This is a genomic window from Pandoraea apista (assembly GCF_001465595.2).
Taxonomy (GTDB): Bacteria; Pseudomonadota; Gammaproteobacteria; order Burkholderiales; family Burkholderiaceae; genus Pandoraea; species Pandoraea apista.
This window is the reverse complement of sequence record NZ_CP013481.2, coordinates 5,431,074-5,453,067: the sequence shown is the minus strand read 5'-3', so window position 1 is coordinate 5,453,067 and position 21,994 is coordinate 5,431,074. Positions and strand designations below refer to the sequence as shown.

At 62.5% G+C, this 21,994-nt stretch carries 22 protein-coding genes and 1 tRNA gene; 11 read left to right on the top strand and 12 right to left on the bottom strand.

The window, feature by feature from the left end:
• Positions 1–7 precede the first annotated feature (7 nt).
• The 4 genes from AT395_RS24645 to AT395_RS24630 all read right to left on the bottom strand — a co-directional run bounded on the left by AT395_RS24645 (position 8) and on the right by AT395_RS24630 (position 3,451).
• Positions 8–397, bottom strand: a complete 390-nt coding sequence (locus AT395_RS24645; protein ID WP_048628420.1) for a single-stranded DNA-binding protein — start codon at positions 395–397, stop codon at positions 8–10.
• Between the two features lie 271 nt (positions 398–668).
• Positions 669–1,664 (bottom strand): amidohydrolase family protein, encoded by a 996-nt coding sequence (locus AT395_RS24640; protein ID WP_082164717.1) that lies wholly within the window; start codon positions 1,662–1,664, stop codon positions 669–671.
• 150 nt (positions 1,665–1,814) lie between these two features.
• Complete coding sequence (locus AT395_RS24635; RefSeq protein ID WP_042113747.1) at positions 1,815–2,282, bottom strand: hypothetical protein; 468 nt, start codon at positions 2,280–2,282, stop codon at positions 1,815–1,817.
• A 512-nt stretch (positions 2,283–2,794) separates the two neighbouring features.
• Positions 2,795–3,451 carry a hypothetical protein gene (locus AT395_RS24630; RefSeq protein WP_072632912.1) on the bottom strand — a complete coding sequence of 219 codons (657 nt, stop codon included), beginning with the start codon at positions 3,449–3,451 and terminating at the stop codon, positions 2,795–2,797.
• Between the two features lie 300 nt (positions 3,452–3,751).
• Between AT395_RS24630 and AT395_RS24625 the strand changes: the two genes are divergently transcribed.
• A complete protein-coding gene (locus tag AT395_RS24625) occupies positions 3,752–4,606 on the top strand; it encodes a GNAT family N-acetyltransferase (RefSeq protein WP_048628422.1) in 855 nt (284 codons plus the stop codon).
• A gap of 152 nt (positions 4,607–4,758) precedes the next feature.
• Here the strand turns inward: AT395_RS24625 and AT395_RS24620 are convergent.
• From AT395_RS24620 to AT395_RS24590, 7 genes are all read right to left on the bottom strand, one after another.
• A tRNA-Leu gene (locus AT395_RS24620) sits at positions 4,759–4,843 on the bottom strand.
• Between the two features lie 123 nt (positions 4,844–4,966).
• Positions 4,967–6,853, bottom strand: a complete 1,887-nt coding sequence (locus AT395_RS24615; protein WP_042113752.1) for a methyl-accepting chemotaxis protein — start codon at positions 6,851–6,853, stop codon at positions 4,967–4,969.
• A gap of 237 nt (positions 6,854–7,090) precedes the next feature.
• Entirely contained in the window at positions 7,091–8,503 is a 1,413-nt protein-coding gene (locus tag AT395_RS24610) for an MFS transporter (RefSeq protein WP_082164718.1), read from the bottom strand.
• A gap of 130 nt (positions 8,504–8,633) precedes the next feature.
• A complete protein-coding gene (locus tag AT395_RS24605; RefSeq protein ID WP_042113753.1) occupies positions 8,634–9,098 on the bottom strand; it encodes a low affinity iron permease family protein in 465 nt (154 codons plus the stop codon).
• A gap of 77 nt (positions 9,099–9,175) precedes the next feature.
• Positions 9,176–9,805, bottom strand: a complete 630-nt coding sequence (locus AT395_RS24600) for an ABC transporter ATP-binding protein (RefSeq protein WP_048628423.1) — start codon at positions 9,803–9,805, stop codon at positions 9,176–9,178.
• A gap of 13 nt (positions 9,806–9,818) precedes the next feature.
• A complete protein-coding gene (locus AT395_RS24595) occupies positions 9,819–11,021 on the bottom strand; it encodes a hypothetical protein (RefSeq protein ID WP_042113756.1) in 1,203 nt (400 codons plus the stop codon).
• A 32-nt stretch (positions 11,022–11,053) separates the two neighbouring features.
• Positions 11,054–11,323 carry a metal/formaldehyde-sensitive transcriptional repressor gene (locus AT395_RS24590; protein ID WP_048628424.1) on the bottom strand — a complete coding sequence of 90 codons (270 nt, stop codon included), beginning with the start codon at positions 11,321–11,323 and terminating at the stop codon, positions 11,054–11,056.
• A 109-nt stretch (positions 11,324–11,432) separates the two neighbouring features.
• Between AT395_RS24590 and AT395_RS24585 the strand changes: the two genes are divergently transcribed.
• From AT395_RS24585 to AT395_RS24575, 3 genes are all read left to right on the top strand, one after another.
• A complete protein-coding gene (locus tag AT395_RS24585; protein ID WP_048628425.1) occupies positions 11,433–12,296 on the top strand; it encodes a nickel/cobalt efflux protein RcnA in 864 nt (287 codons plus the stop codon).
• A gap of 186 nt (positions 12,297–12,482) precedes the next feature.
• Positions 12,483–13,343, top strand: coding sequence for a class I SAM-dependent methyltransferase (locus tag AT395_RS24580; RefSeq protein ID WP_048628450.1), 861 nt, complete (start codon positions 12,483–12,485; stop codon positions 13,341–13,343).
• 89 nt (positions 13,344–13,432) lie between these two features.
• On the top strand, positions 13,433–14,005 hold the full coding sequence (locus AT395_RS24575) for a DUF1993 domain-containing protein (protein WP_042113760.1): 573 nt from the start codon (positions 13,433–13,435) through the stop codon (positions 14,003–14,005).
• An 83-nt stretch (positions 14,006–14,088) separates the two neighbouring features.
• On the opposite strand, the gene AT395_RS24570 is transcribed toward AT395_RS24575, so the two are convergent.
• Positions 14,089–14,967: a LysR substrate-binding domain-containing protein gene (locus AT395_RS24570; RefSeq protein ID WP_042113761.1), complete on the bottom strand. Its 879-nt coding sequence runs from the start codon at positions 14,965–14,967 to the stop codon at positions 14,089–14,091.
• Positions 14,968–15,166: 199 nt separating this feature from the next.
• On the opposite strand from AT395_RS24570, the gene AT395_RS24565 reads away from it, so the two are divergent.
• The 7 genes from AT395_RS24565 (at position 15,167) to metC (ending at position 21,935) form a co-directional block, all read left to right on the top strand.
• Positions 15,167–15,991 (top strand): transporter substrate-binding domain-containing protein, encoded by an 825-nt coding sequence (locus AT395_RS24565; protein WP_042113762.1) that lies wholly within the window; start codon positions 15,167–15,169, stop codon positions 15,989–15,991.
• Between the two features lie 15 nt (positions 15,992–16,006).
• Positions 16,007–16,699, top strand: a complete 693-nt coding sequence (locus AT395_RS24560) for an amino acid ABC transporter permease (RefSeq protein ID WP_042113763.1) — start codon at positions 16,007–16,009, stop codon at positions 16,697–16,699.
• 4 nt (positions 16,700–16,703) lie between these two features.
• Complete coding sequence (locus AT395_RS24555) at positions 16,704–17,396, top strand: amino acid ABC transporter permease (RefSeq protein WP_042113765.1); 693 nt, start codon at positions 16,704–16,706, stop codon at positions 17,394–17,396.
• Positions 17,397–17,431: 35 nt separating this feature from the next.
• Positions 17,432–18,199: an amino acid ABC transporter ATP-binding protein gene (locus AT395_RS24550; protein ID WP_042117619.1), complete on the top strand. Its 768-nt coding sequence runs from the start codon at positions 17,432–17,434 to the stop codon at positions 18,197–18,199.
• Between the two features lie 100 nt (positions 18,200–18,299).
• Complete coding sequence (locus AT395_RS24545) at positions 18,300–18,896, top strand: cysteine dioxygenase family protein (protein ID WP_042113767.1); 597 nt, start codon at positions 18,300–18,302, stop codon at positions 18,894–18,896.
• Positions 18,897–19,053: 157 nt separating this feature from the next.
• Complete coding sequence (locus AT395_RS24540) at positions 19,054–20,655, top strand: rhodanese-like domain-containing protein (protein ID WP_048628426.1); 1,602 nt, start codon at positions 19,054–19,056, stop codon at positions 20,653–20,655.
• Between the two features lie 89 nt (positions 20,656–20,744).
• On the top strand, positions 20,745–21,935 hold the full coding sequence (metC, locus tag AT395_RS24535) for a cystathionine beta-lyase (protein WP_048628451.1): 1,191 nt from the start codon (positions 20,745–20,747) through the stop codon (positions 21,933–21,935).
• Positions 21,936–21,994 lie beyond the last annotated feature (59 nt).

The window sequence follows — 21,994 nt, the reverse complement described above, 5'->3', positions numbered from 1 at the left end:
CGGGATATCAGTGGGGGCTGTCGCCGTCGTCAATGTCCGCGTCCGCGTCGTGCGCGGGGCTGGCGTCGCCCCGGGTCGTGGCCCGTTTGTGCTTGACCTGATACGCGGTCATCACGAGCGTGGCGACCATATCGAGCGCGGGACGCGTTTCGCCATTGCGGTCGGTCCACACCTTCGGCGTGAGCGAGCCGGATATCGACACGCTATCGCCGTCTTCGAGCGCCAGCAGCGCATTGATGGCTGTCTCGCTGAAGGCAATCACATTGACGAAGATCGCATCGCCATCGCCGTCTCCGCCCGTTGCGCGAACCTTCGCGGTAACGAAGGGGTGTCCGTTTTGTCCAGTGCGCTGTGCAGCCTTGCCGTACAGTTTGCCGCCGATCAGGCCGTCAATCATCGTAATTCTCCCGGGCGATTCGGCTGAGCGAATCGCGCAATGCTGTGTGTGGGACTCGCCGCAACGGAACGGGGACGAGTCTGAAGTGCCTTCATGTTGCCCGATGTTTCGTGGGCCGTCATGAAGATCGACCGGAGGCGGCGGAAAATAAAAAGCCCGCGAAGCGTGGCGCCGTCGCGGGTTTCCGAATATCTCCGGTACATGCCCGGATGATACTTGGTGTTGTCAGGGCGAGATTATTCCCGCATTGCTTTTCCGGTTGGGTAACGGCTCAGTGCAGCGCTTGGGCCGGTGTTGCCGAGCCGGGCGTGACGCCGTACAGCTTCGCTGCATTCCGGTAAGCAATTTCCTCGGCGACGTCCGGCGGCAGTTGTCCCAGGATCGCGCGCCAGCGAGTGACGATATCGGCGTAGCGTGACCAGCGACCGGCTTTATGCGCGTCGGTCGCGAACAGCAGCCGGTCTTGGAAGCGGATCATGATCGCCTTCCAATCGGGTTGCAGTACGCCGCAAGCATCGATGACGGGAGGACCAATATCGTCTTCCTTGTCGCTGTCGGCAAGATTCTCGCCCGCCTTTTCCTTCTTCGATAGTGTCGCCCAGACGTTTGGATGGGCGGAGAGCATTGCCGTGGCTTGCTGGGCGTCGGCGAATCCCAGGTGCGGCCAGACGAAGACCTGATCCGGGTAGGTGCTGTAAAGCTTGTCGAACAACGGCCGGTCGCGCTCCCAGTCGTAGACCTCCCAATGCGTCATCACGGGTACCGACTTGCCCTGCAAACCGCTGATGAGCTTGGAAGTACCGGCGCGGGTGGGGTCGATATAGCGCTCCCCGCTGGCGGTGACCTCGCCGCCAGATTTGTCTCCGTGGGTGTACAGAATCTCGCCGACGAACGCGTATCGGTGCGCGTCGACGCCTTTCAAGACGTCGGATACGTAACTGTTATCCAGGTCGCCGCGCATGTCGAACAGCTTGGGCGCGCCCACAAGGATGAAGCCCGGGTTTTTCTCGGCCGCGTGATTAACCAGCGAGCGCCCGTCCTGCTTCTTATGCACACGGGCGAACAGCGCAATGCCGGTTACGCCGTTGCGTTTCGCAGTCGCCACTGCGGAGTCGATGTCAAGCCACTGGTCGGTCTGCGCCATCGCGTCAAAGAGCGGCCCTTGATAGGGGGGAGCGGCAGACCCGACACAGGCCGGTGTTTGCGCGCAGACCGCAGAGGTCCACAACAGCAGGGTAAGCAAAGCGCGTCTGGGCATATTGGGCATATGGACTCCCGGAGATTCGTCGTTCTATGCCTGTGAAAACAGCAAATCCGAATTCAGGAATGCTCGCAACGGGCAAAAAACCGCTCACAAGAGCGGCGATAAACAAGGTTGTCCGATGACGTCAAATAGCAATTAGTGCATCACGTATTTTCACTGGCAATGCAGATCGTCGCGTGGCGCCCCGGCAGTACGGCAAAACATGATGACGTTGGGCGGGTTGCCTTGCGGCGTGTCAAAAACGATTCCTACGGCAACATTCTGACGCGGCTGTGCCAGGCCGGCGTTATGCCATTGCCCCTGATGCTTGACCCAGACGAAGGAGACGAATCCGCAGGCGTTGTGATAACCGTAGACGAGTACCAATTGGTTCGAGCCGGTGTACGTATAGCTCGCACTTTCGGTGCCGGGCTGAATGCATACAGCCGCTTCACCCGTACTGTTCGTGATGGGAAGAATGGAATTTCTTTCGCAGTTGGGGCTGGTGCAACCTTGATCCATCTGCGAAAGAATGCGCGCGTCATCGACGCCGTAAGTGACCCCGGCCCAAGCTTGGCTGGACAAGCCGAATCCGGCAACCAGAATCAACGCGGCTAATATTCGCAACAGATGTGCATTCATGTGACATGGGCTCCAAAATTAAATGACTTGCGGCGTTCCAGTTTCGAGGTACGCGTGGAGGACAGCCAACGCTGCGCGATCGGCGACATCCGCACTAGAACGATTGGCCGCCTTCTCGCGGGGCACTGGTGTGATCGTTCAACCGTGGAGAGACGACTCCTGCCGGTGCGTGGTCCCCGGACGGGGTTCGCAATTTGCTGTTGGCTTTGTTAACAAGTTGCACCGCCTGTTCGTTCGCATCTGCGGATTTCGCTTTTGCTTGCCGTTGCTTCTCTTCGCGTTCGCGGCGCTCGGCCTGCTGACACGAGGCTAACTCGCGGTACTTTTGACGGCAGGTGTATGCACCGTGGTTATCACACGGGACTTTCAAATATGTCTCCTCGCAGCTTGCGGAGTGCGATGCCTCTGCGCAGAACACCGTGCCGGGAAGAAAAAACACGGCGGCGAATAACGACTTCCATGCGGGTCGTGGCATGAGCCCTCCAGACAGAAGCGAGCGTGCTCTCGTACGGCTATTTGTATTTTGCTAAGAAACTCTGGGGATCGAACGGTGTTACTACCGCACTACCGCTTGTCGTGTCCCTGCATTGATCATTGCGCCCGGTCATAAAACTGAACCCGCATTCTTCCACGCGTTCGCCCAGATATCGGAAGCTCATTTGCTGATTGGGTGCAAGGTTCGGACCCGCATATTTACCGGAATCGAATCCAGAAATAATCTGAAGGTTCGGGCTTGCGGTGAAGGTGCAATCGGCTTTGCTTTGGCAAGACTTCAACGCTGCCTTATAGGCAGCCGCTCTGCTGGACTTTCCACATGCTCCAGCCGGCGCCTGGCTTGTCAGAATCACGGCAAAGTACCCGGCCGTTTGGCACTTCGTGAGTTCGTCCAGCGTCTGCCCTCCGCCGACTCGTGCTACCGGCGGCCCGATCCATGTCGTCTTGTTCAGATTCTGAATCGCCTGGTCTCGGTTTTGCCCGACCGACCATACGACTTGGTACTCCATTTGCGCAGTGCCCGTCCGGTAACTTGTTGTCCCGACGCGCCACGCATAGAATTCCGCGTTCGCACTCAAACTCGTCGTGCCGAAGGCAATGACAATGGCCACGTAGCGCGCAATCTCGTGCCATTCGCGCGTGCGGGGACTTGGCAGCAGTTTTGAGATTCTCACGATATCGATTCTCCGAATTCAAGCGCTGGATAACTGGGGCCGTAATTTCCTTTCGTGCATTGGCTGGACGGCTATCGGGCACGTATTGCGTGCCGTGACGCTTGCTTTCGTAGCGGTCTGGGCTGCCTTTGCCAGACAGGACGCGCGCGCTTCAAGCAAAATATAGACAACCGTTGTTGTGAGCAGCATCCACCAAATGGTGGATGCCCACGATCTGTATATTTCAGCGCATTACATCGCCGTACACATGCGCCCGCGGGGCGAACATCGGAGCTTCAGACTTTCCCGGATGCGATCGCAATGATTCTGACTGGCCCTGAAATCGCCCACACTTTGGAATTTGTTGAGGCGCAGCATTTAGCTCAACAGGTGGCAACGTTGCGTGACATCACGAAGCGAAAAGACGTTTGCACATTTAACGTCTGCGGGGGGATCGCCGCGTTCACCGACCCTGCCTTTGGACGGAAACTGAATCACGTTACCGGTCTTGGTATGGGCGTCGCGGTCAGCGATGAAGCGATCGAGCAACTTGAGGCGCAATACCATGCGCGAGCGCTCGATGTCGAGATCGACGTGTGCCCCCACGCCACCCCTTCCACGCTTGCTGTTTTATCGGCGCGCGGATACGTGGTCAACGCGTTCAGCAATACTTATGTCCGTGAACTGAGGGACGATGACGTTGAAATTCTGCCGCCCGACGGCATAGAGATCGCGACCGGCCGATCCGTTGCGGCGAACACGTTTGTCTCGCATTCCGTGGCGGGATTCGAAATGCAGGCGAAGCCCCGGCCGCGAGCCCTCCTGGAAGCGCTTGCCCTGATCGCTGCCGCACGAACGGATACCACGCGCTTTGCCGCCACGCTCGACGGGCACATTGCGGGTACCGCAGGGATGAGCGTTATTGCCAGTCCAATGGGTAAGATCGCGCATCTCTACATTGCCAGCACGCACCCTGCCTATCGTGGCCGAGGTATTCAACTTGCGTTGATCCGCGCGAGATTGTCTGCGGCGCGGGAGGCGGGTTGCACCTTGGCAAGCATTACCGCGCGGGCGCAAAACGTAAGTGCGCGAAACACGGAGCGGGCCGGTTTCAGACTGGCTTACACAAAGGCAACGTTTATGAAGCCCTACTCCAAACCATCGGACGCAAAGTGAAGGGCTGCTGACGGCATGTCGGCGCTGGGGTGGCGGGCAAGCCGCGCGGCCGGAGTCGATTTAGCCAACCTGCGCACAGATAGGCGGACTGCGGGCGGCTACGCCAAAATTACGCCAAGTCGCTGAAGAAGCGCTAATGAACATAGCGCTTGTGGTGCCCAGGGCGGGACTCGAACCCGCACGCCTCTCGGCGCTACCCCCTCAAGATAGTGCGTCTACCAATTCCGCCACCTGGGCAAGGGACGGCGATTGTAACGGGAAATTCGGATTTTGTGAATGCTCCGCGCACGAAGCGCCCCGATGGCTGCGAAGCCCATTTCCCGTACACAATATCGCCCTCGCCCAATGCCGGCTCAGCCCTCAGGCGGCCAGGCGCCGCGCCGATCCGACTACCGACAGCGACGGCGATTGCGGCGCGCCAACGCCGTGCGAGTCGCTGCGATGCCCTTCGCGCAGACGGAAGCGCGCCACGGTTTCGGCGAGCATGCGGGCCTGCTCGCTCAACATCGCCGACGCAGCAGCAGACTCCTCCACCAGTGCCGCGTTCTGCTGCGTCGCCTGGTCCATTTCCGAGACTGAGCGGTCGATCTGGCTGATCCCCGCGCTCTGCTCGGTCATCGCGCCGTGGATCTCGCTTACCAGACGCTGCACGCGCGTAATCCCATCGACGATCTCGTTCATCGTCGTGCCTGCCGCCTGCACGCGCTCCGTGCCGCTCTTCACGTTGTGTACCGACGTCTCGATGAGGGCCTTGATTTCCTGCGCCGCGGCGGCGCTGCGCTGGGCCAGCGTGCGCACCTCGCCCGCCACCACGGCGAAACCGCGTCCCTGCTCGCCCGCGCGTGCGGCTTCCACCGCGGCGTTGAGCGCAAGAATGTTGGTCTGGAACGCAATGCCGTCGATCACGCCGATGATCTCCGTGATGCGCTCCGACGACTGCGTGATCGCCGCCATCGTGCCGACCGCATCGGTTACGACCTGACCCCCGCGCGCAGCAGCGGCGCTCGCGTCGTTAGCCAGACGCGTGGCGTGCTCGGCGGTGTCGGCCGTCTGCTTGACGCTGGAGGTCAGTTCGGTGAGCGCAGACGACGTTTCCTGCAACGACCCCGCCGACGCTTCCGTGCGCTGCGACAGATCGCGATTGCCCATCTCGATCTCGCTGGTGGCCGATGTCATCGACGACACCCCGGCGCGTACATCGAGCATCACCGAACTGATCTTGTCGACGAACGCATTGAACGACTTCGAGATTTGCGCCACTTCGTCGTGACCGACGACGTCGAGGCGTTGCGTCATGTCGCCGTCGCCCGAACCGATGGTGTCCATGGCGTCGCGCACGGTCGACAGGCGCTTGAAGGCGCGCGACGTGAAGATCGAGGCAATCGCCAGCGAGATCAGCGTCAGCACGATCAGCGTGATGACCGTCGCGCCCAGCACATGGGTCAGGCCGGCAGTGGCTTCCGCGCGGTCGAGGGCGACCACGAGATACCAGTCCGTACCCGGAATGCGCTTGGCCTTGAGCAACTTCGGCGCGCCGGCGAGTTCCATGGCGACCGGTGCGGCGCCGTCGGCGGCCATGCCCGGCAACGAATCGGCGGTAAGCGCGGCGGCGACTTCCGTCGACGGCTTGAGAGAGAACTTGTTGTCCGGGTGGGCAATCACCTGCCCGTCGCTCGCCACGACCAGCGCGAGGCTCGACGGCGTGGGGTGCACCGCCTTGATGATGTCCTGCACGCCGGTGAGCGCCACGGCGCCGCTGATGGCGCCGGTGGTCTGGCCGTCACGCACGAGCGGCGCGGTGAAGGCCACGTAAGGAATACCCGTCGACGAATCGCCATACGGCTTGGTGACGGTCAGCTTGCCTGCGGCGACCGCGCTTTTGTACCAGGGCCGGGCGGTAGGATCGTAGTCCGCCGGGGTGGGCGCGGTCGAGAAGAAGGTCTTGTCCGACCAGCCGATGCTCGTGATCGGGAAATCGTTGGTCTTGCCCATGAGCTTCACCAGCCCGGCCGGGTCTCCCTTCTCGACGACCTGCGACGTCGCCACGACCGCCTGCGCCTTGTCGGCCGACCAGCGCTCGATGGCGCTGGCATTGCCGTTGGCAACGGCCGAGAGCGTGTGCGCAATGCTCGACATCATGCTGTCGCGCACGATCACGTAGGTCGTGATGCCAGAGAGAATCAGGGCGCCCACCACCGTGAGGCAGGCAATGAGCAGAATCCGGGTTCGCAACGAAGTGACTTTCATGGGCTTTCATCGGTAGGCTCGCGCGCGAGCCGTTGAGTGGGGGGATTGACCGCTCAGGCGGTACTGCCGGTGCCATCGCATCGAGACATTGCTGCTCTACTCTCTGCGCTTACGGCGCGCCGGGACAGTAACTTTAATGAGCACAGATCAATGCACATGCGTCGTGTTTCAACGGCCCCGTATCGGCTTTTCGATCCCCCTTCCCGCCCCCTGCTGGCTCGGCTGCCTACGCCGTTCTCACGAAGCCTCGCCCTGTCGGCGCAACGCCAGCCGCCACACCGGCACCACGGCAAGACTGACCCCGGCAGCCAGTGCCAGTGCGGGACGCAGGCCAGCTTCCGTTGCCGGCATGACGCCCACGAGCGAACCGAAGATGGCGACACCGAGCGCGGCGCCCGCTTGTCTCGCGGTGTTCAGCACGGCCGCTGCCACGCCTGCCCGCGACGGGGCGACCGTCTGCAAGGCGGGTGCTGTTGCAATGGGCGAAACAATGCCGGACGCCGCTCCGATGGCAAGCATTGGCAATACCGCAAATGCATACGGCACATTGGCCGTGACGAATGCCAGCCCGAGTGCTCCGGCGGCGTAAGCGGCGAACGCCCAAAGCATCGGCCATAGCGGGCCGAATCGATCCAAAAGGCGCCCCGCCAACAAACTGCCGACGGCGACCATGGCGGTCATCGGCAGCAGCGCCATGCCGGTTTCCAGTGGGCGGTATCCGCGCATCTGCTGGAAGTGCAGGCTCACGACAAACAGCAGACCGTAGAACACAAAAGCAGACGCCATCGATGCGGCCGTCGAACCGGTGAACACACCGCTTCGGAACATCGGCAACGGCAGCATCGGACAGGGATGGCGCGCCTCGATGTGCACGAGCGCAAACCATGCGAGAACCGATACGACGGTACCGCCGACGATCCACGCAGATGTCCAGCCGAGAATGCGGCCCTCGATGAGCACGCCGATCAGCGTGGCCAGAGCGACCATGCCCGCCAGCAGCCCGGCCAGATCGACACGATGGGCGCTGGATGGCGTTCGCCGCGCGGCGGCGATCCTCCATGCCATCGTCATGCCAACGAGGCAGACCGGGACGTTCACAAAGAAGATGCTGCGCCACCCTAGCCAGTGAATCAGCGCACCTCCAACGAGCGGACCGGCGGCAAGTGCCACGCCGCCCAATCCGACCCATCGCCCGATGGCTCGCGCACGCTCGGCGGGATCGGGGGTCGCCTGATGAATGAGCTTGAGCGAGCACGGTACGAGCAGCGCGGCGCCAATGCCCTGAAGCGCGCGCGCAGCAACGAGCATCGACGGCGAAAGCGCGAGCGCGCAACCCAGCGACGCCATCATGAAGATCATGAGACCGGCGAGATAGCCCCGCTTTGCACCCCATCGGTCTCCGAGGGTGCCACCGGTGAGTAGCAGGCTCGCGAACATCAGCGTGTAGGCGCTCACCACCCATTGCAGCCCGGTCAGTTGCACGTCGAAGGCAAGCGCGAGCGGTTCAAGCGCCACGTTGACGATCGACGTATCGAGCAGAACGACGACATAGCTGATGCACGTCGCGTTTAGTATCCGTTTCGCGTCGGATACGTCGTATAGCAAGGGGGCGGCGCGCTCATTGCCGGGCACTGTGCAGTCGGTATCCATCGATTTCCAGCCGGTGACGACGATGGCCAGAGTCTAGGGGCGACTGTTAAGGGAATGTTTCGACGCATGATGAACTGTCGCGGTATGGCATGGCGTGGCGGGGGGAGGGCGCGATGAATGACGCCGGGCATCACGACTTGTCCTTGTCATCTTTATGCGCGTTGCCGTGAGCGATGCCGTCGTCGCCGCCGACGAACGGGGAATCCGTATCGACATCGCCCTTTTTCAACGCAACGCGCGCCGCCTCGGCAAGGCTTTCGTACCGCTTGCGGAAGCGGGTCAGTTCCTTCTCATCGAGTTCTTCCAGATCGAGCAGCGCGTTGTGGGCGCCTTCCATCGCGCGGATCAACTCGTCGAGTTTGATCTGCATGGCCGCCGTGTCGCGGTTCTGCGTGTTCTGAATGAGGAAGACCATCAGAAACGTGACGATGGTAGTTGAGGTGTTGATGACCAACTGCCACGTATCGCTGTAATGGAATAGCGGGCCGGTCGCCGCCCAGATCAGGACCAGTGCGACGGCCAGCACGAACGAAATCGGCCGGCCGGTGATGGTGGAAAGGTAGCTCGAGAACTTCGAAAACCATTTGCCGCTCATAACCGTCTCCCGTGATCGAAACGATAGACGGATGATGGCACAGGTATGCCGTGCAGCGTATGCGAAGCGCGATGGTCTCAGCTAGCGGGGCGCTGGCCGAGGTCGGCGAAGCCGACCGTGGTGGCGTGACAGGCGCGCGTGAGCTCCGGGTCGTGGCTGGAAAAGAAGACGCACCGGTCTTTGCCCAGCGTGGTGAACAAGTCGATGAGGACCGCGCGTGCGGCGGCGTCGAGACCGTTGCCGGGTTCGTCCGCGATGATCACGCGCGGCGCGCCGATCAAGGTGGCGCTCAGGAAGAATTTGCGGCGTGTGCCCAGCGACATCTGCTCGAAGCGCTTCTCCATGTGCGGTGCCAATCCGAAGCGGTGGGCCAGGTCGAGCACGCTGGCGTCAACCCTCGTCTTCTTGGCGGACGCCACGAGATCAAGTAGCGCGCGCCCTGTCTGAAACGGGTACGCGAGGCAATCGTCGGGGACATAGGCGAGCGCGGCCTTCGCGGCCAGCGGCGCGTCTCGCAAGGAATGCCCGTCGAGCCAGATGTCGCCATCGTCTGCTTCGAGGGTGCCCGCCAGCATGCCGAGCAAAGTGGATTTGCCGCTGCCGTTTTCGTCGCTCAGCGCCACGCAACCCGCCTGGGCATCGAAGTGCAGGTTCTCGAAGAGGGTACGGGTGCCGAAGCGTTTGGTGAGATTCTCGAAGCGGAGCATGAGTGAACGGAAATCAGTGAACGAAGTATTGCCAGACGGTGGCGACCCACAGCGCGGCAAGGGTTGCGCCAAGCAACACGGACTGCCGTGGAACCCATCGCTGCGGCAAGTGCAGCAGTGCCACGAGCGGCGCGCCGGCGAGTAAGAGTGACGACGCTTGCCAGCTCGACATCGCGTCGTTCATCACGAGAGAGAGGGGACCGGCGACCCCAAACGGCGCCGCGATACAGAGTACCGTCGCGATGTCGGCGAGTGTTTGCCGGAGGGGGCGGATGGGCAGCGAGCGCGTGAAGTGTGCTGCCCTGAGGTGAGCCTGACGCAACTCGCGAAAATGCAGGGCGGCGACGACGAGTATCACCGCCTGTGTGATGACAACGAGCCCCGTCGCCCGGACGTCGAAATCCCAGAGTGCGGACAGATAGCACGTAGATGCAGCCGTCGCGGCCATCAGCATTGCCCGGGCGGCGACCGTGCTCGCATGCGCGCGCAGAATCCCGATCTGCACCCGCCCAACGGCAGGCAGCAAGCGACGCAAACCATGCGAGCCCGTCGCCATGGAAGGGACGCGCCATGCGACGGAGCGCCCTCGGTGCGCCGCCGAAACGGCAGGTGCACGACTCAACGTCCACACCGAAATGCCCAGCGCGCCGGCGAGCATCGACAGCGATAGCGAACCCGACGTTTGTAACCCTGCTACTAGCAACATGTTGGCCATGACAAGGGGCGCGGCGCTTCGCAGTTGCCGGTTCAGCGCGGCCAATTGTGCGCCGAGGGTGATAAGCGTCAGATCAAGCACGTAGAGGTAATGGCTACCGTTATCAGGCGTGAACGCCAGCGCGACGAATGCCGCTGCAACGCTGAGCAATAGCGGTGTGCTTGCGAGCGCGACGAGCGCCGCATCGACACCACGCCGACGCCATGCGGGAATGGGCAACGATCGGACGAAAGTGGCGAAGGCGCCGCCGGAGATGGCGCGTCGCTGAGCGAGGACCCACAGCACGCCAACGGCTTCGAGCGCGTGTACCCAAAGGAATTGCCACTCGGCGCTGCGCGCGGGAGCGAGTGCAGCGAGCACTGGCGCCCCGAGTATTCGCGCCTGCGCAAAAACCGGCATCGACGGGAGCACCAGCATGAGCGTCAGGCAAAGCACTTGCCAATGCCTGCGCAAGACTCGCGACGTTTCCAGGGCATACCAGCGCAAACGAAGGGACAGCATCACGTGCTACTCCGGCAATCAGTTGGGGGCAGTTATTTCAGATAAGCCTTGATGACATGAAGCACCGGCGCCAGCTCGGCTTCCCGGTTTGCCTGTCCGGGCTCGTTGACAAGGTGATCGACGAGATGACCTTCGATGACAGCGCCCATCAGACCGTTGACCGCGCCGCGAATGGCGGCGATCTGCTGGAGGATCTCGACACAGTCGCTCTCTTCATTCAATTGACGCTCCAATGCCTGCGCCTGTCCTTGAATGCGACGCACACGTGCCAGCAGTTTGCTCTTGTCTCGAATGGTATGCACGGTCTGGCGCGCTCCTGGCTGTGACGTCAACGGGTGAAAAATGTTAACACGAATATACTGGGGGGTAGTATATTCCGGGTTCAACATTCGACCGATCGAGCATTGCCTCATGACTGAGTTCTCGACGCTGCTTCAGCAAGGCAACGCCTGGCTATTCATCCCCAGCGCCATCTTGCTCGGCGCCCTGCACGGGTTGGAACCAGGGCATTCCAAGACGATGATGGCGGCGTTCATCGTCGCCATTCGCGGCACGGTGGGACAGGCCGTTCTGCTGGGTTTGTCGGCGACGGCGTCGCATACCGCCGTGGTGTGGCTGGTTGCATTGGCCGGGATGTATTTCGGACGCAACTGGGATACCGGCGCCTTCGAGCCGTACTTCCAGCTCGCCTCGGGCGCCTTGATTCTGGCTGTCGCAGGCTGGATGCTGTGGCGGACATGGCGCGACAACACGCGGGCGCATGACCATGAGCACAGCCACAGCCACAGCCACAGCCACAGCCACAGCCACAGCCACAGCCACGATCACGACCATGCGCACGCATCACAGGCTCAGCACGCGCGTGCCATCGACCTGTCTTGCGAGGGCTATCGAGACGCTCACGAGCGCGCGCATGCCCGCGATATCCGAAAGCGCTTCACGGGGCGCGACGTCACGACCGGTCAGATCGTCGTATTCGGCCTGACGGGAGGCCTGGTGCCGTGCCCGGCCTCGATCACTGTCTTGCTGCTGTGCCTGCAACTCAAGCGTTTTGCGCTGGGCGCTGGGCTCGTGCTGTGTTTCAGCATGGGTCTGGCGATCACGATGGTCGCGTCCGGCACGCTGGCGGCGCTGAGCGTTCGGCACATGTCGCGCCGGTGGAGCGGCTTCGGCGAGTTCGCGCGCAAGGCGCCCTACTTTTCGGGTGGGCTGATCGTTCTGGTCGGCCTGTACGTCGGCTATCAAGGCGCGGCACAACTTCTCTTCGCAGTTTGATCTGACCGGTGCATATGACCGAACAAGTGATGTGTCCATTCGCGCGGAACTGGCGTGCGGCACGTTGATGCGCGTGCATCGACTTCACGACGGAACGCTATCGCCCATCGTGAGCGATTGCCCGGCACGCTCGCCGGGGCTGTGCAAAAATCGCCGTATCACTTACCGATTCGTCAGGTGGGCATCATGACCGACCCCAAAGACATCGCTCCCGACAGCACCGCCGCGCGCGTTGCGCTGTGGCGCGCGCTGCATCTCGAACTCGACGCCGCGCCGCACATTCTCGCCGACAACGTAGGCCTGAAGCTGCTTGAACCACCGGACGACTGGCGTGAGCGTGGCGACATGAATCCGGCGTTCACACGGCCGTTTCGCGCGTCCATCGTTGCGCGCGCGCGCTTCATCGAAGACCTCGTGCTGGCGCAAATGCGAGAGGGTGTCACCCAGTACGTGATTCTTGGCGCGGGCCTCGACAGCTTTGCGCAGCGACACCCCGAACTCGCCACATCGCTCACGATCTTCGAAGTCGATCGCCCGGGGCCGCAACGCTGGAAGCATGACAGGCTCATCGCGTTGGGGTATGGCGTGCAGGACTGGCTGCATTTCGTGCCGGTGGATTTCGAAGCTGGCCAATCGTGGCGCGATGCCCTCTTGCAGCACGGCTTCGACGCCGCCCGGCCGGCGGTGATTGTGTCCACCGGCGTGAGCATGTATCTGACGCGCGAGGCGAATGCGTCGACGTTGCGCGAGGTGTCGTCGTTTGCGCCCGGCTCCACGTTGGCGATGACGTTTCTGCTGCCGCTGGAGATGGCCGATCCCGAGGTGCGTCCCGGCCTCGAAATGGCGGAGAAAGGGGCGCGGGCGAGCGGCACGCCGTTTATCAGCTTCTTCACACCGGAGGAAATGATGACGTTCGCCAGGGAGAATGGCTTCAGGCATGCAGAACATGTCTCGGCGGCGGCGCTGACCGAGCGCTATTTCGCGCACCGGGACGACGGATTGCGCCCGCCGTCAAACGCCGAGGAATTGCTTATCGCCACGACGTGAGTACTCGCCGCCTGCTGTGCGAGACCGCCGCGATCGCGATATGCTGCGTCGCGAAGTTTCCACAAAATACAAAATAACGGAGTACTGGCATGACGCTGACCGAACTTCTCATCCCCTCTTTGTCGCACATGCTGCGCGGTTTGTCGGCGTGGCTGGACAAGGCGGCGGCATACGAAAAATCCAAGGGCAAGGATCCCGATGCGCTGATGACGTTGCGTCTCGCGCCCGACATGTACCCGCTGGCCGCGCAGGTGCGCTTCGTGTGCTACCAGGCGATGGAGCCTGCGTACCGGCTGCGTAGCGAGCCGATTCCGGAAGCCGTGCTCGCCGTGCAGCGCGAAGGCTGGAATGCCGAGCAACGCCCCGGCACGTTTGCCGAAGCGAAGGCGTGTCTTGCCGACGCCATCGCGTTTCTCGACGCGCTTCCCGCTAACGCGCTCGATGCCGGTGAGTACATCGATATCTCGCTGGCGTTGCCCAACGGTGTGGTGTTCGACATGACCGGCGAGCAGTACGCGCGCGACTGGTTGCTCGCGCAGTTCTACTTCCATACCAATACCGCGTACGGGATTCTGCGCCAGCATGGCGTGGAACTGGGGAAGGCCGACTACGTCGCGCATGTGGTCAAATATCTGCGTCCGGGAACTGCGCCAAAGGGCTGACCTCGCGCGTTACGCGAGCCATTGCCGATGGACCCTCGACTGGACGTCGATGACTCGCCGGCATCGCGTCGCGTAATGCCCGACTACTCGCCCATCAGAAACGGCGGGCCGAAGCGTGTGGCGATGTGTTCCGTCGATTCGAACAATTCGCGCAGTACCTGACTGGTGCATGTCGGCTGCACGTAGAGATAGAACGCCACGTCGGGCAGGCGTGGCAGACCGTCGGCTTCCGAGAGCACGCGCATGTTCGCATCGAGCAACTCGGTTGTGCGCGCCGTGACCCCGAGGCCCGCGCTGATCGCCGCCTTGATGCCGGTGAGCGTGGGCGAGATGAAGCTCGTACGCCACGCGATGCCCGCCGCGTTCAGGCGCTCGATCGACAGCCGCCGGAACAGGCTCAACTCGTCGGCCATCACCAGCGGCACGGGGGCGGCCGAGTTGAAGATGAAGTCGTCGGCGCAGATCCACACCATCGGCGAGGTGCGAAGCTTGATCCCCGGGAAGCCTTCGTCGTAACGGGTCGAGATCGCCAGATCCAGTTCCTTGTCGCGCAGCGCATCCATCAGGTGCGGGCTGCGTCCGACGATGATCTCCAACTGCAACTCCGCCGAGAGCTTCGACAGCCGGCGCAACATGCTGGGCAGGATCGAGTCGGCCACATCGTGTGGCGAGCCGATACGCAGCTTCTCCGCCGGGCCGCGCGTTTGCATGACCTGCACCGCCTGATCGTTGAGCGCGAGAATTTTGTTTGCGTAAGCCACGAGCCGCACGCCGTCGGCCGTCATGGTCTTCTGCCGCCCCTGCTTTTCGAACAGTGCACACCCCATTTCCTGCTCTAGTCGCTGCATTTGCTGCGTGATGGCGGACTGCGTGCGACCGACGCGCGTGGCCGCCGCCGCGAAGGTTTCGTGCTGCGCAATCGCCACGAAAGTCCGCAGCAGATCGATGTCGAGGTTTCGCATGACTGTTTGGGTGGATACTTCAGGGACGCTAATGTTTCTGAGATAAAAATTAAATTGTTCTTGGGAATTTTGGTCGATAACCTGCCTGACACTCAAGCAATATTTATGTGACCGGGGCATAAAGGGTGGATTGCCGGCACCGACCGGTCCCCCGCTAATCGATTCACCCCCCAGGTCGAACTCAAGGAGACTCAGGATCATGTGGCAACGACACCTTGCAGCCGCGCTGTTCGCGACCTTCGCCATGACGGGCATCGCGCACGCCGACCAATTGGCTGACATCAAGGCGCGCGGCACGCTCGTTTGCGGCACGCAAAACGCCAGCGAACCGTATGCGTTCCCCGATGCCGCCACGCGCAAGATCGTCGGCTTCGATGTCGACGTGTGCAACGCGATCGCCAAGGGGCTGGGCGTGAAGCTCGAACATCGCGCCTTGTCGACCGACGCCCGTATTCCCGAACTCAAGACGCGCCGCGTCGACGTGCTGGCCGCCGCCGTGGCGTGGATGCCCGCTCGCGCTGCGCAGGTCGATTTCAGCGACCAGTATTTCGTTGCCCCGATCCGCGTGCTGGTGCGCGCCGACTCGCCGCTGCAAACGCTCGATCAGCTCGCGGGCAAGAAGATCGCCGCGTCGGAGGGCTCCAGTTCGGCAGCGGTGTCGGTCACGCGCCTGCCCGATTCGAATCTGCTGACCTTCCACGACATCTCGTCGGCGTTCCTCGCGCTGCAACAGGGCAAGGTCGAAGGGCTCGTGGCGGGCCAACTGATTCTGGCGCGCTTTGCCAACGAAGCGGCCGCCAAGGGAGGCCAGCAGTATCGTTTGCTCACCAAACCGGTCTTTGAAGAGCGTTGGGGTGTGGTGATGAACAAGAACGAACCCGCGCTGCTCGCCGCCGTGAACAAGATCCTGGTCGACTACGACAAGTCGAACGGCTTGCAGGAGAGCTTCGACAAGTGGCTCGGCAGCAAGTCCGTCTACAAGTTCACGCGCGACTACAAGGTCGAACCTATCAAGGTACAGTAAGCGAGACGACGCGCAATGTTCGATCTCTCGTTTTTGCTCGAAGACGGCTACCTGAAGCTCTTTCGCGACGGCGTGCTGACCACGCTCCGGCTGTTCGTGGTCTCGGGCCTGTTGTCCATCGTGGTGGGCGTGACGCTCACCACGTTGCGCGCGTTGCCGGTCAAACTCTTCAAGGGCTTCGTGATCGTGGTGGTGGAATACCACCGCAACGTGCCGGTGCTGGTGCAGATCCTGGTGTGGTACTTCGGTGTGCCGCAATTGCTGCCCGAGGGCCTGCGCGACTGGATCAACGCCGGCAACACCGAGTTCTTCTTCGCAACGATCGCGCTGTCGCTCAATGCCGGCGCGTTCATCTCGGAAGACCTGCGCTCGGGGTTGCGTGCGATTCCGAACACGCAACAAGAAGCCGCGTGGTCCATCGGTCTCACGTATTTGCAGTCGTTCCGCTACGTGATTCTGCCGCAGGGTATTCGTGTGGCGCTGCCCGCGTTGCTCAACCAGGCGCTGCTGCTGTTCAAGAACAGCTCGCTTGCGATGGCGATCGGCGTTCATGAACTGCTGTATCGCACGCGTCAGATCGATAACCTGACCTTCCGCACATTCGACGTGTTTCTGGTGGCCACGATCCTGTATCTGATTGGCACGCTGGCCTTGATGGCGCTCTCCGAGCACTTCGCCAAACGCCGTACGGCGCCCTCGGGAGTCTGAGACGATGTACGAGATTCTGCATGACTATCTCGCGCTATTCCTCGTCGGGAGCTGGCCCAACGGCCCGCTCGGCGGCGTGGCAATTACGCTCATTCTCTCGGCGCTCGGGCTGGTGATTTCGTTCCCGATTTCGGTCGCAATCGGTCTGGCGCAGGTCTCGCCGTGGCGCTGGATGCGTCGTGTGGCCGGTATCTGGACACGACTCGTACGCGGTATTCCGCTGCTGATGATCATCTTCTGGGCGTATTTCGCCGTGCCCTTGCTGGTGGGCGCCGAGGTGTCGGCATTCACTACGGCCGTGTGCGCGATCATCGTCTACGAGAGCGCTTTCCTGTCGCAGATCGTGCGGGCCGGTCTCGAGGGCCTGCCGCGCGGACAGATGGAGGCGGCGCGTTCTAACGGGCTGTCGTGGCTGCAAAGCATGCGTTACGTGCAATTGCCGCAGGCGCTCGCCAACATGCTGCCGTCCATCGTCAATCAGTTCGTGTCGATCATCAAGGCGACATCGCTGGCGTATGTGATCGGGGTGCCCGAGCTGACGTACTCGGCCGCACAGGTCAATACGATCGTGCTGACCAAGCCGCTGCAGACGTTCCTCGTGCTCGCAGCTTTCTATTTCGTGTTGTGCTTCGCCATTTCGCGCTTCGCAGGCTGGCTTGAACGTCGCATCGCCCGTCAACGCGCGGGGTTGGCGTGAGCACAGGATTCAAGAAGGAGAACGCGACCATGAGCATGCTCGCATTCGAGAATGTCGATAAGTTCTACGGCGAACATCATGTCCTCAAGGGCATCAACGCCACCATCGGACGCGGCGAAGTCGTTGTCGTGTGCGGACCGTCGGGCTCGGGAAAGTCGACGCTGATTCGCACCGTCACGCGGCTCGAAGCCATTCAGAAGGGACGTATCCTCTTCGAAGGCAAAGATGTCACCGCGCGCGACGTGAAGCTCAATCAGTTGCGCGCTCGCATCGGCTTCGTGTTCCAGAGTTTCAACCTGTTTCAGAACCTGTCGGTACGGCAGAACCTGATTCTCGGCCCGACGAAAGTGCTGGGCATGTCGCGCGACGAAGCCGTGGCTCAAGCGCAGACGCTGCTCGCCAAAGTCGGTCTCGCGCACAAGATCGACGCCATGCCCGCGAATCTCTCGGGCGGTCAGCAGCAGCGCGTGGCGATTGCGCGCGCGCTCGCCATGAAACCGCCGCTCATGCTGTTCGACGAGCCGACGAGTGCACTCGATCCGGAGATGGTGCAGGAGGTGCTGCAAGTCATGCGTTCGCTGGCCGACGACGGGCTGACGATGATGATCGTCACGCACGAAATGGGGTTTGCGCGCGACGTTTCAAGTCGCGTCTGGTTCATGGATCAGGGCGAGTTGCTCGAAGACTCGCCGCCCGCGGAGTTCTTCAGCCAGCCGAAGCATGCGCGCGCACAGCGCTTCCTTCAGGACGTGCTGCGTCCGTCGCCGATGATCGGTGTGCCGCGCGAAGTGGTGCCTGCCTGACGATAACCGCATAGACAGGCTACTCAGCCTCACACAACACACGATAGCGCCCTGCCCGGGTACCTCGCAAAACAAAAGCACTACGGAGAAGACTCTCATCATGTCCACGTCCTCAGTTTCGGAACAACGTCAGGCCGCCGTCAGCGACGCAATCAACGCCATGAAGGCCGCATTGGCGCCCGAAGGCGAAACGCGCCCCGCACTGGCTGCGGTGCTCGATCAGGTCAAATCGCTTGCCGCGCGCAGTGCGTTGTGGAGCGAGGCCGATTTCCCGCCGCCGGGCGACGGGGAATTGCAAGCGCGCTATCTGATTCACGAAGATGCCGACAAGACCTACGCGCTGTATCTGAATGTCATGCGCCCGGGCAAGAAGATTACGCCGCACAACCACACGACGTGGGCCTGCATCGCCGCTGTCGATGGCGTGGAATACAACTACGTCTACCGTCGCACGGACGACGGCAAGACGCCGGGTGTCGGTACGCTCGAAGTGAGCGACACCGTCGTGGTCGATCCGGGCCATGGCATTGCGCTGGCCTCGGAAGACATTCACGCCGTCGAGATCAAGGGCGACGCCCCGATTCGCCACCTGCACATGTATGGCCGTGCGCTGGAAACGCTGACCGAGCGCATCACCTTTGACCTTGCCAAGGGCACGTATCAAGTGATGGACATCGGCGTGAAAACCCGCCGCTGATCCCGCAGTGACCGCCGGGCGAGACCGGCGGCGAATTCCCTGAGCGCGCGAACCTGTTTCGCGCCACCCGTATCACATCGCCCCGGCGGGCGGTGCGGGTTAGCTCATCCCTACGCTTTGGCAACGGCCGGGCGAAACCTGACAACGACGCAACGCTATGACCTCGTTCACTCCTCAATTTGTGCCGTCCGCCCGCCTCAAGGAATGGCTGCACGATGGCGCCGAGATCGCCGTGTTCGACGTGCGCGAGCACGGCCAGTACGGCGAGGCGCACCTCTTCTACGGCGTGACGCTGCCCTACAGCCGCCTCGAACTCGATATCGTGCGGCTGGCCCCGCGTCGCGATGCGCGCGTGGTGCTCTACGACACCGACGCGAGTGTCGCCGTGCTGGCGGCGCAACGTCTGGCTGCCCTGGGCTACACCGATGTGTACGTGCTCGAAGGCGGCACCCATGCCTGGCAACAGGCCGGCTTCACGCTGTTCGCCGGGGTCAACGTACCGTCGAAAACGTTCGGCGAACTGGTGGAGATGGCGTATCACACGCCGCGCGTGACAGCACGCGAACTCGCGGCAATGCGCGAGCGCGGCGACGATCTGGTGATCCTCGACGGACGTCCCGTGAGCGAGTATCTGAAGATGACGATCCCCACATCGATCTGCTGTCCGAACGGCGAACTCGGCTATCGCATCCGCGAACTGGTGCCGAACCCCACGACGCCTATCGTCGTGAACTGCGCCGGACGCACGCGAAGCATCATCGGCGCTCAGACCCTCATCAATCTCGGCATTCCCAACCCGGTGATGGCGCTGGAGAACGGCACGCAGGGCTGGTACCTGGAAGACCTGCCGCTCGAGCATGGCAGCACACGCCGCTATCCCGATACGGTGACACCGTCGAGCCTCGCGCAGATGCGCGAAGCGAGCGGCGCGCTGGCCGAGCGTTTCGCCGTGCCGGAGGTGGACGCGTCGACGTTCGCCGCGTGGGCATCGGACCCGTCGCGCTCGCTGTTCCTGTGTGACGTGCGCACGCCGGAAGAGTTTGCCGCCGGCACGTTGCCGGGTGCGCAGCATACCCCCGGCGGTCAGTTGATTCAGGCGACGGATCAGTATGTGGGCGTGCGTCACGCCCGCGTGGTGCTGTTCGATAACGACGGCGTACGCGCGCCGATCGTTGCCAGTTGGTTGCGTCAGTTGGGCCACGACGCCTACGTGCTGCGCGACGGACTGGCCAGTGGCGCGTCGCTGCCGGTGCGTGCGCCGGGGGTTGAGCCGACGTTGCCCGAGATCGATGCGGCCACCCTCGCGGCCGCGCTGACGAATGACAGCGCTATCGTGATCGATGTGCGTCCGAGCATGAATTTCCGGCGCGAGCATATCGCGGGCGCGCAGTGGGCGATTCGTCCCCGTCTGCCGAATCTGCCGGCGTCGCGTGACATCGTGCTCGTCGCGGAGGAGCGCGGTATCGCGGAACTGTTTGCGGCCGACTGGCGCCGCGAGAACGCGGGCGATCCGCGTACGATCTCGGTGCTCGCGGGCGGCTTCAAGGCATGGGCCGCGGCCGGTTATGCGGTCGAGAGCACGCCCGATTTGCCGCCGGATGCTGAATGCATCGATTACCTGTTCTTCGTTCACGACCGCCACGACGGCAACAAGGCGGCGGCGCGTCAATATCTAGCGTGGGAGACGGGTCTGCTCGCGCAGCTCGACGAGCAGGAGCGCGGGGCTTTCCGTATTGGTGCACCGGCCGCTGCGAAGTAAGCTCTGTCGTGGGCGTGCGCCTGTTCGTTGCGCACGCCACAACACCCGTTCCGAATCGCTCGAATCGTTATCAGCCACGCCCCCCGATCATGTCCCGACAATCGACTCCTAAACGTCTCGCCACCCGCCTGGTCAAGGGCGGTACGCACACCACTGTCGTCGGCGGCCGCGCCGTCAATCCGCCTGTGGTGCGCGCGTCTACCGTGTTATTCGACTCGATGGACGACATGAACGACGCTCGCCGCCGTCGCGGCACCGAGCGTATGTTCACCTATGGCGCACGCGGCAACCCGACCGGCTTCGCGCTGGAAGATGTCGTTGCCGATCTGGAGGGCGGCTATCGCACGCGGCTTTTCCCGACCGGGCTCGCGGCGATCTCGATGGTGTTTCTCGCCTATGTGCGCCCGGGCGATCACGTGCTGATCTCCGACTGTGTGTATCAGCCGTTGCGACACTTTGTGGAGACGTTTCTCAAGCCGTGGGGTGTGCACGTCACCTACTTCCGCGCCGATGGCAGCAACGCGGATGAGCACTTCACCGCGCGCACCAAATTGATTTATGTGGAATCGCCCGGCTCGCTCGTCTACGAGATGTGCGACATTCCGGCGCTGGCCGAGCTGGCGCATCGTCACGGTGCGCTGCTGGTAGCCGACAACACGTGGGGCTCCGGCGTGCAGTGCCGTCCGCTCATGCTGGGGGCCGATATTTCGATCATGGCCGCGACAAAATACCTGAGCGGGCACTCGGACGTCATGATGGGGACCGTCACCACCACACAGGCGGTCTGGCAGACGCTCTCCACCATGGCCGACGCACAGGGCGTGGCGGTGAGTCCCGACGACGCGTACCTCGTGCTGCGCGGCACACGCACGCTGGCGGCGCGTTTGCAGATGCACGAGCGTCATGCGCTGGAGATCGCGCACTGGCTCGAAAGCCTTCCCGACGTTGCTCGCGTGTTCTGTCCGGCACTGCCGACGCACCCGGGGCATGCGTTGTGGCAGCGCGATTGCCTCGGCACAAACGGCCTGATCTCGTTCGAGTTCTCGAATGCCACCACGGCGCAAGCGGATCGTTTCGTCGACGCGCTGGCGCTGTTCGGCATCGGTGCATCGTGGGGCGGCTTCGAGAGTCTGGCGACGGTCACGAACGTTGCCGGCACGCGCACATGCGAGGACTGGACAGCGGCCGGACCGATCGTGCGTCTGCATATCGGTCTGGAAGATCCGCAGGATCTGATCGACGATATGGCGGCGGCGCTGGAGCAGGTCTTCGGGAAGTAGTACGAGTGTGAGGGCTGTGTTGGCGCGCCAACACGCCCACTCGCCAACACATCGGTGCG

What these genes read in the sequence shown, in the direction of transcription:
- AT395_RS24645 (WP_048628420.1), bottom strand. Translation starts at nt 397, where the DNA reads ATGATTGACGGCCTGATCGGCGGCAAACTGTACGGCAAGGCTGCACAG.
- AT395_RS24640 (WP_082164717.1), bottom strand. Translation starts at nt 1,664, where the DNA reads ATGCCCAATATGCCCAGACGCGCTTTGCTTACCCTGCTGTTGTGGACC.
- AT395_RS24635 (WP_042113747.1), bottom strand. Translation starts at nt 2,282, where the DNA reads ATGAATGCACATCTGTTGCGAATATTAGCCGCGTTGATTCTGGTTGCC.
- AT395_RS24625 (WP_048628422.1), top strand. Translation starts at nt 3,752, where the DNA reads ATGATTCTGACTGGCCCTGAAATCGCCCACACTTTGGAATTTGTTGAG.
- AT395_RS24615 (WP_042113752.1), bottom strand. Translation starts at nt 6,853, where the DNA reads ATGAAAGTCACTTCGTTGCGAACCCGGATTCTGCTCATTGCCTGCCTC.
- AT395_RS24610 (WP_082164718.1), bottom strand. Translation starts at nt 8,503, where the DNA reads ATGGATACCGACTGCACAGTGCCCGGCAATGAGCGCGCCGCCCCCTTG.
- AT395_RS24605 (WP_042113753.1), bottom strand. Translation starts at nt 9,098, where the DNA reads ATGAGCGGCAAATGGTTTTCGAAGTTCTCGAGCTACCTTTCCACCATC.
- AT395_RS24600 (WP_048628423.1), bottom strand. Translation starts at nt 9,805, where the DNA reads ATGCTCCGCTTCGAGAATCTCACCAAACGCTTCGGCACCCGTACCCTC.
- AT395_RS24595 (WP_042113756.1), bottom strand. Translation starts at nt 11,021, where the DNA reads ATGCTGTCCCTTCGTTTGCGCTGGTATGCCCTGGAAACGTCGCGAGTC.
- AT395_RS24585 (WP_048628425.1), top strand. Translation starts at nt 11,433, where the DNA reads ATGACTGAGTTCTCGACGCTGCTTCAGCAAGGCAACGCCTGGCTATTC.
- AT395_RS24580 (WP_048628450.1), top strand. Translation starts at nt 12,483, where the DNA reads ATGACCGACCCCAAAGACATCGCTCCCGACAGCACCGCCGCGCGCGTT.
- AT395_RS24575 (WP_042113760.1), top strand. Translation starts at nt 13,433, where the DNA reads ATGACGCTGACCGAACTTCTCATCCCCTCTTTGTCGCACATGCTGCGC.
- AT395_RS24570 (WP_042113761.1), bottom strand. Translation starts at nt 14,967, where the DNA reads ATGCGAAACCTCGACATCGATCTGCTGCGGACTTTCGTGGCGATTGCG.
- AT395_RS24565 (WP_042113762.1), top strand. Translation starts at nt 15,167, where the DNA reads ATGTGGCAACGACACCTTGCAGCCGCGCTGTTCGCGACCTTCGCCATG.
- AT395_RS24560 (WP_042113763.1), top strand. Translation starts at nt 16,007, where the DNA reads ATGTTCGATCTCTCGTTTTTGCTCGAAGACGGCTACCTGAAGCTCTTT.
- AT395_RS24555 (WP_042113765.1), top strand. Translation starts at nt 16,704, where the DNA reads ATGTACGAGATTCTGCATGACTATCTCGCGCTATTCCTCGTCGGGAGC.
- AT395_RS24550 (WP_042117619.1), top strand. Translation starts at nt 17,432, where the DNA reads ATGCTCGCATTCGAGAATGTCGATAAGTTCTACGGCGAACATCATGTC.
- AT395_RS24545 (WP_042113767.1), top strand. Translation starts at nt 18,300, where the DNA reads ATGTCCACGTCCTCAGTTTCGGAACAACGTCAGGCCGCCGTCAGCGAC.
- AT395_RS24540 (WP_048628426.1), top strand. Translation starts at nt 19,054, where the DNA reads ATGACCTCGTTCACTCCTCAATTTGTGCCGTCCGCCCGCCTCAAGGAA.
- metC (WP_048628451.1), top strand. Translation starts at nt 20,745, where the DNA reads ATGTCCCGACAATCGACTCCTAAACGTCTCGCCACCCGCCTGGTCAAG.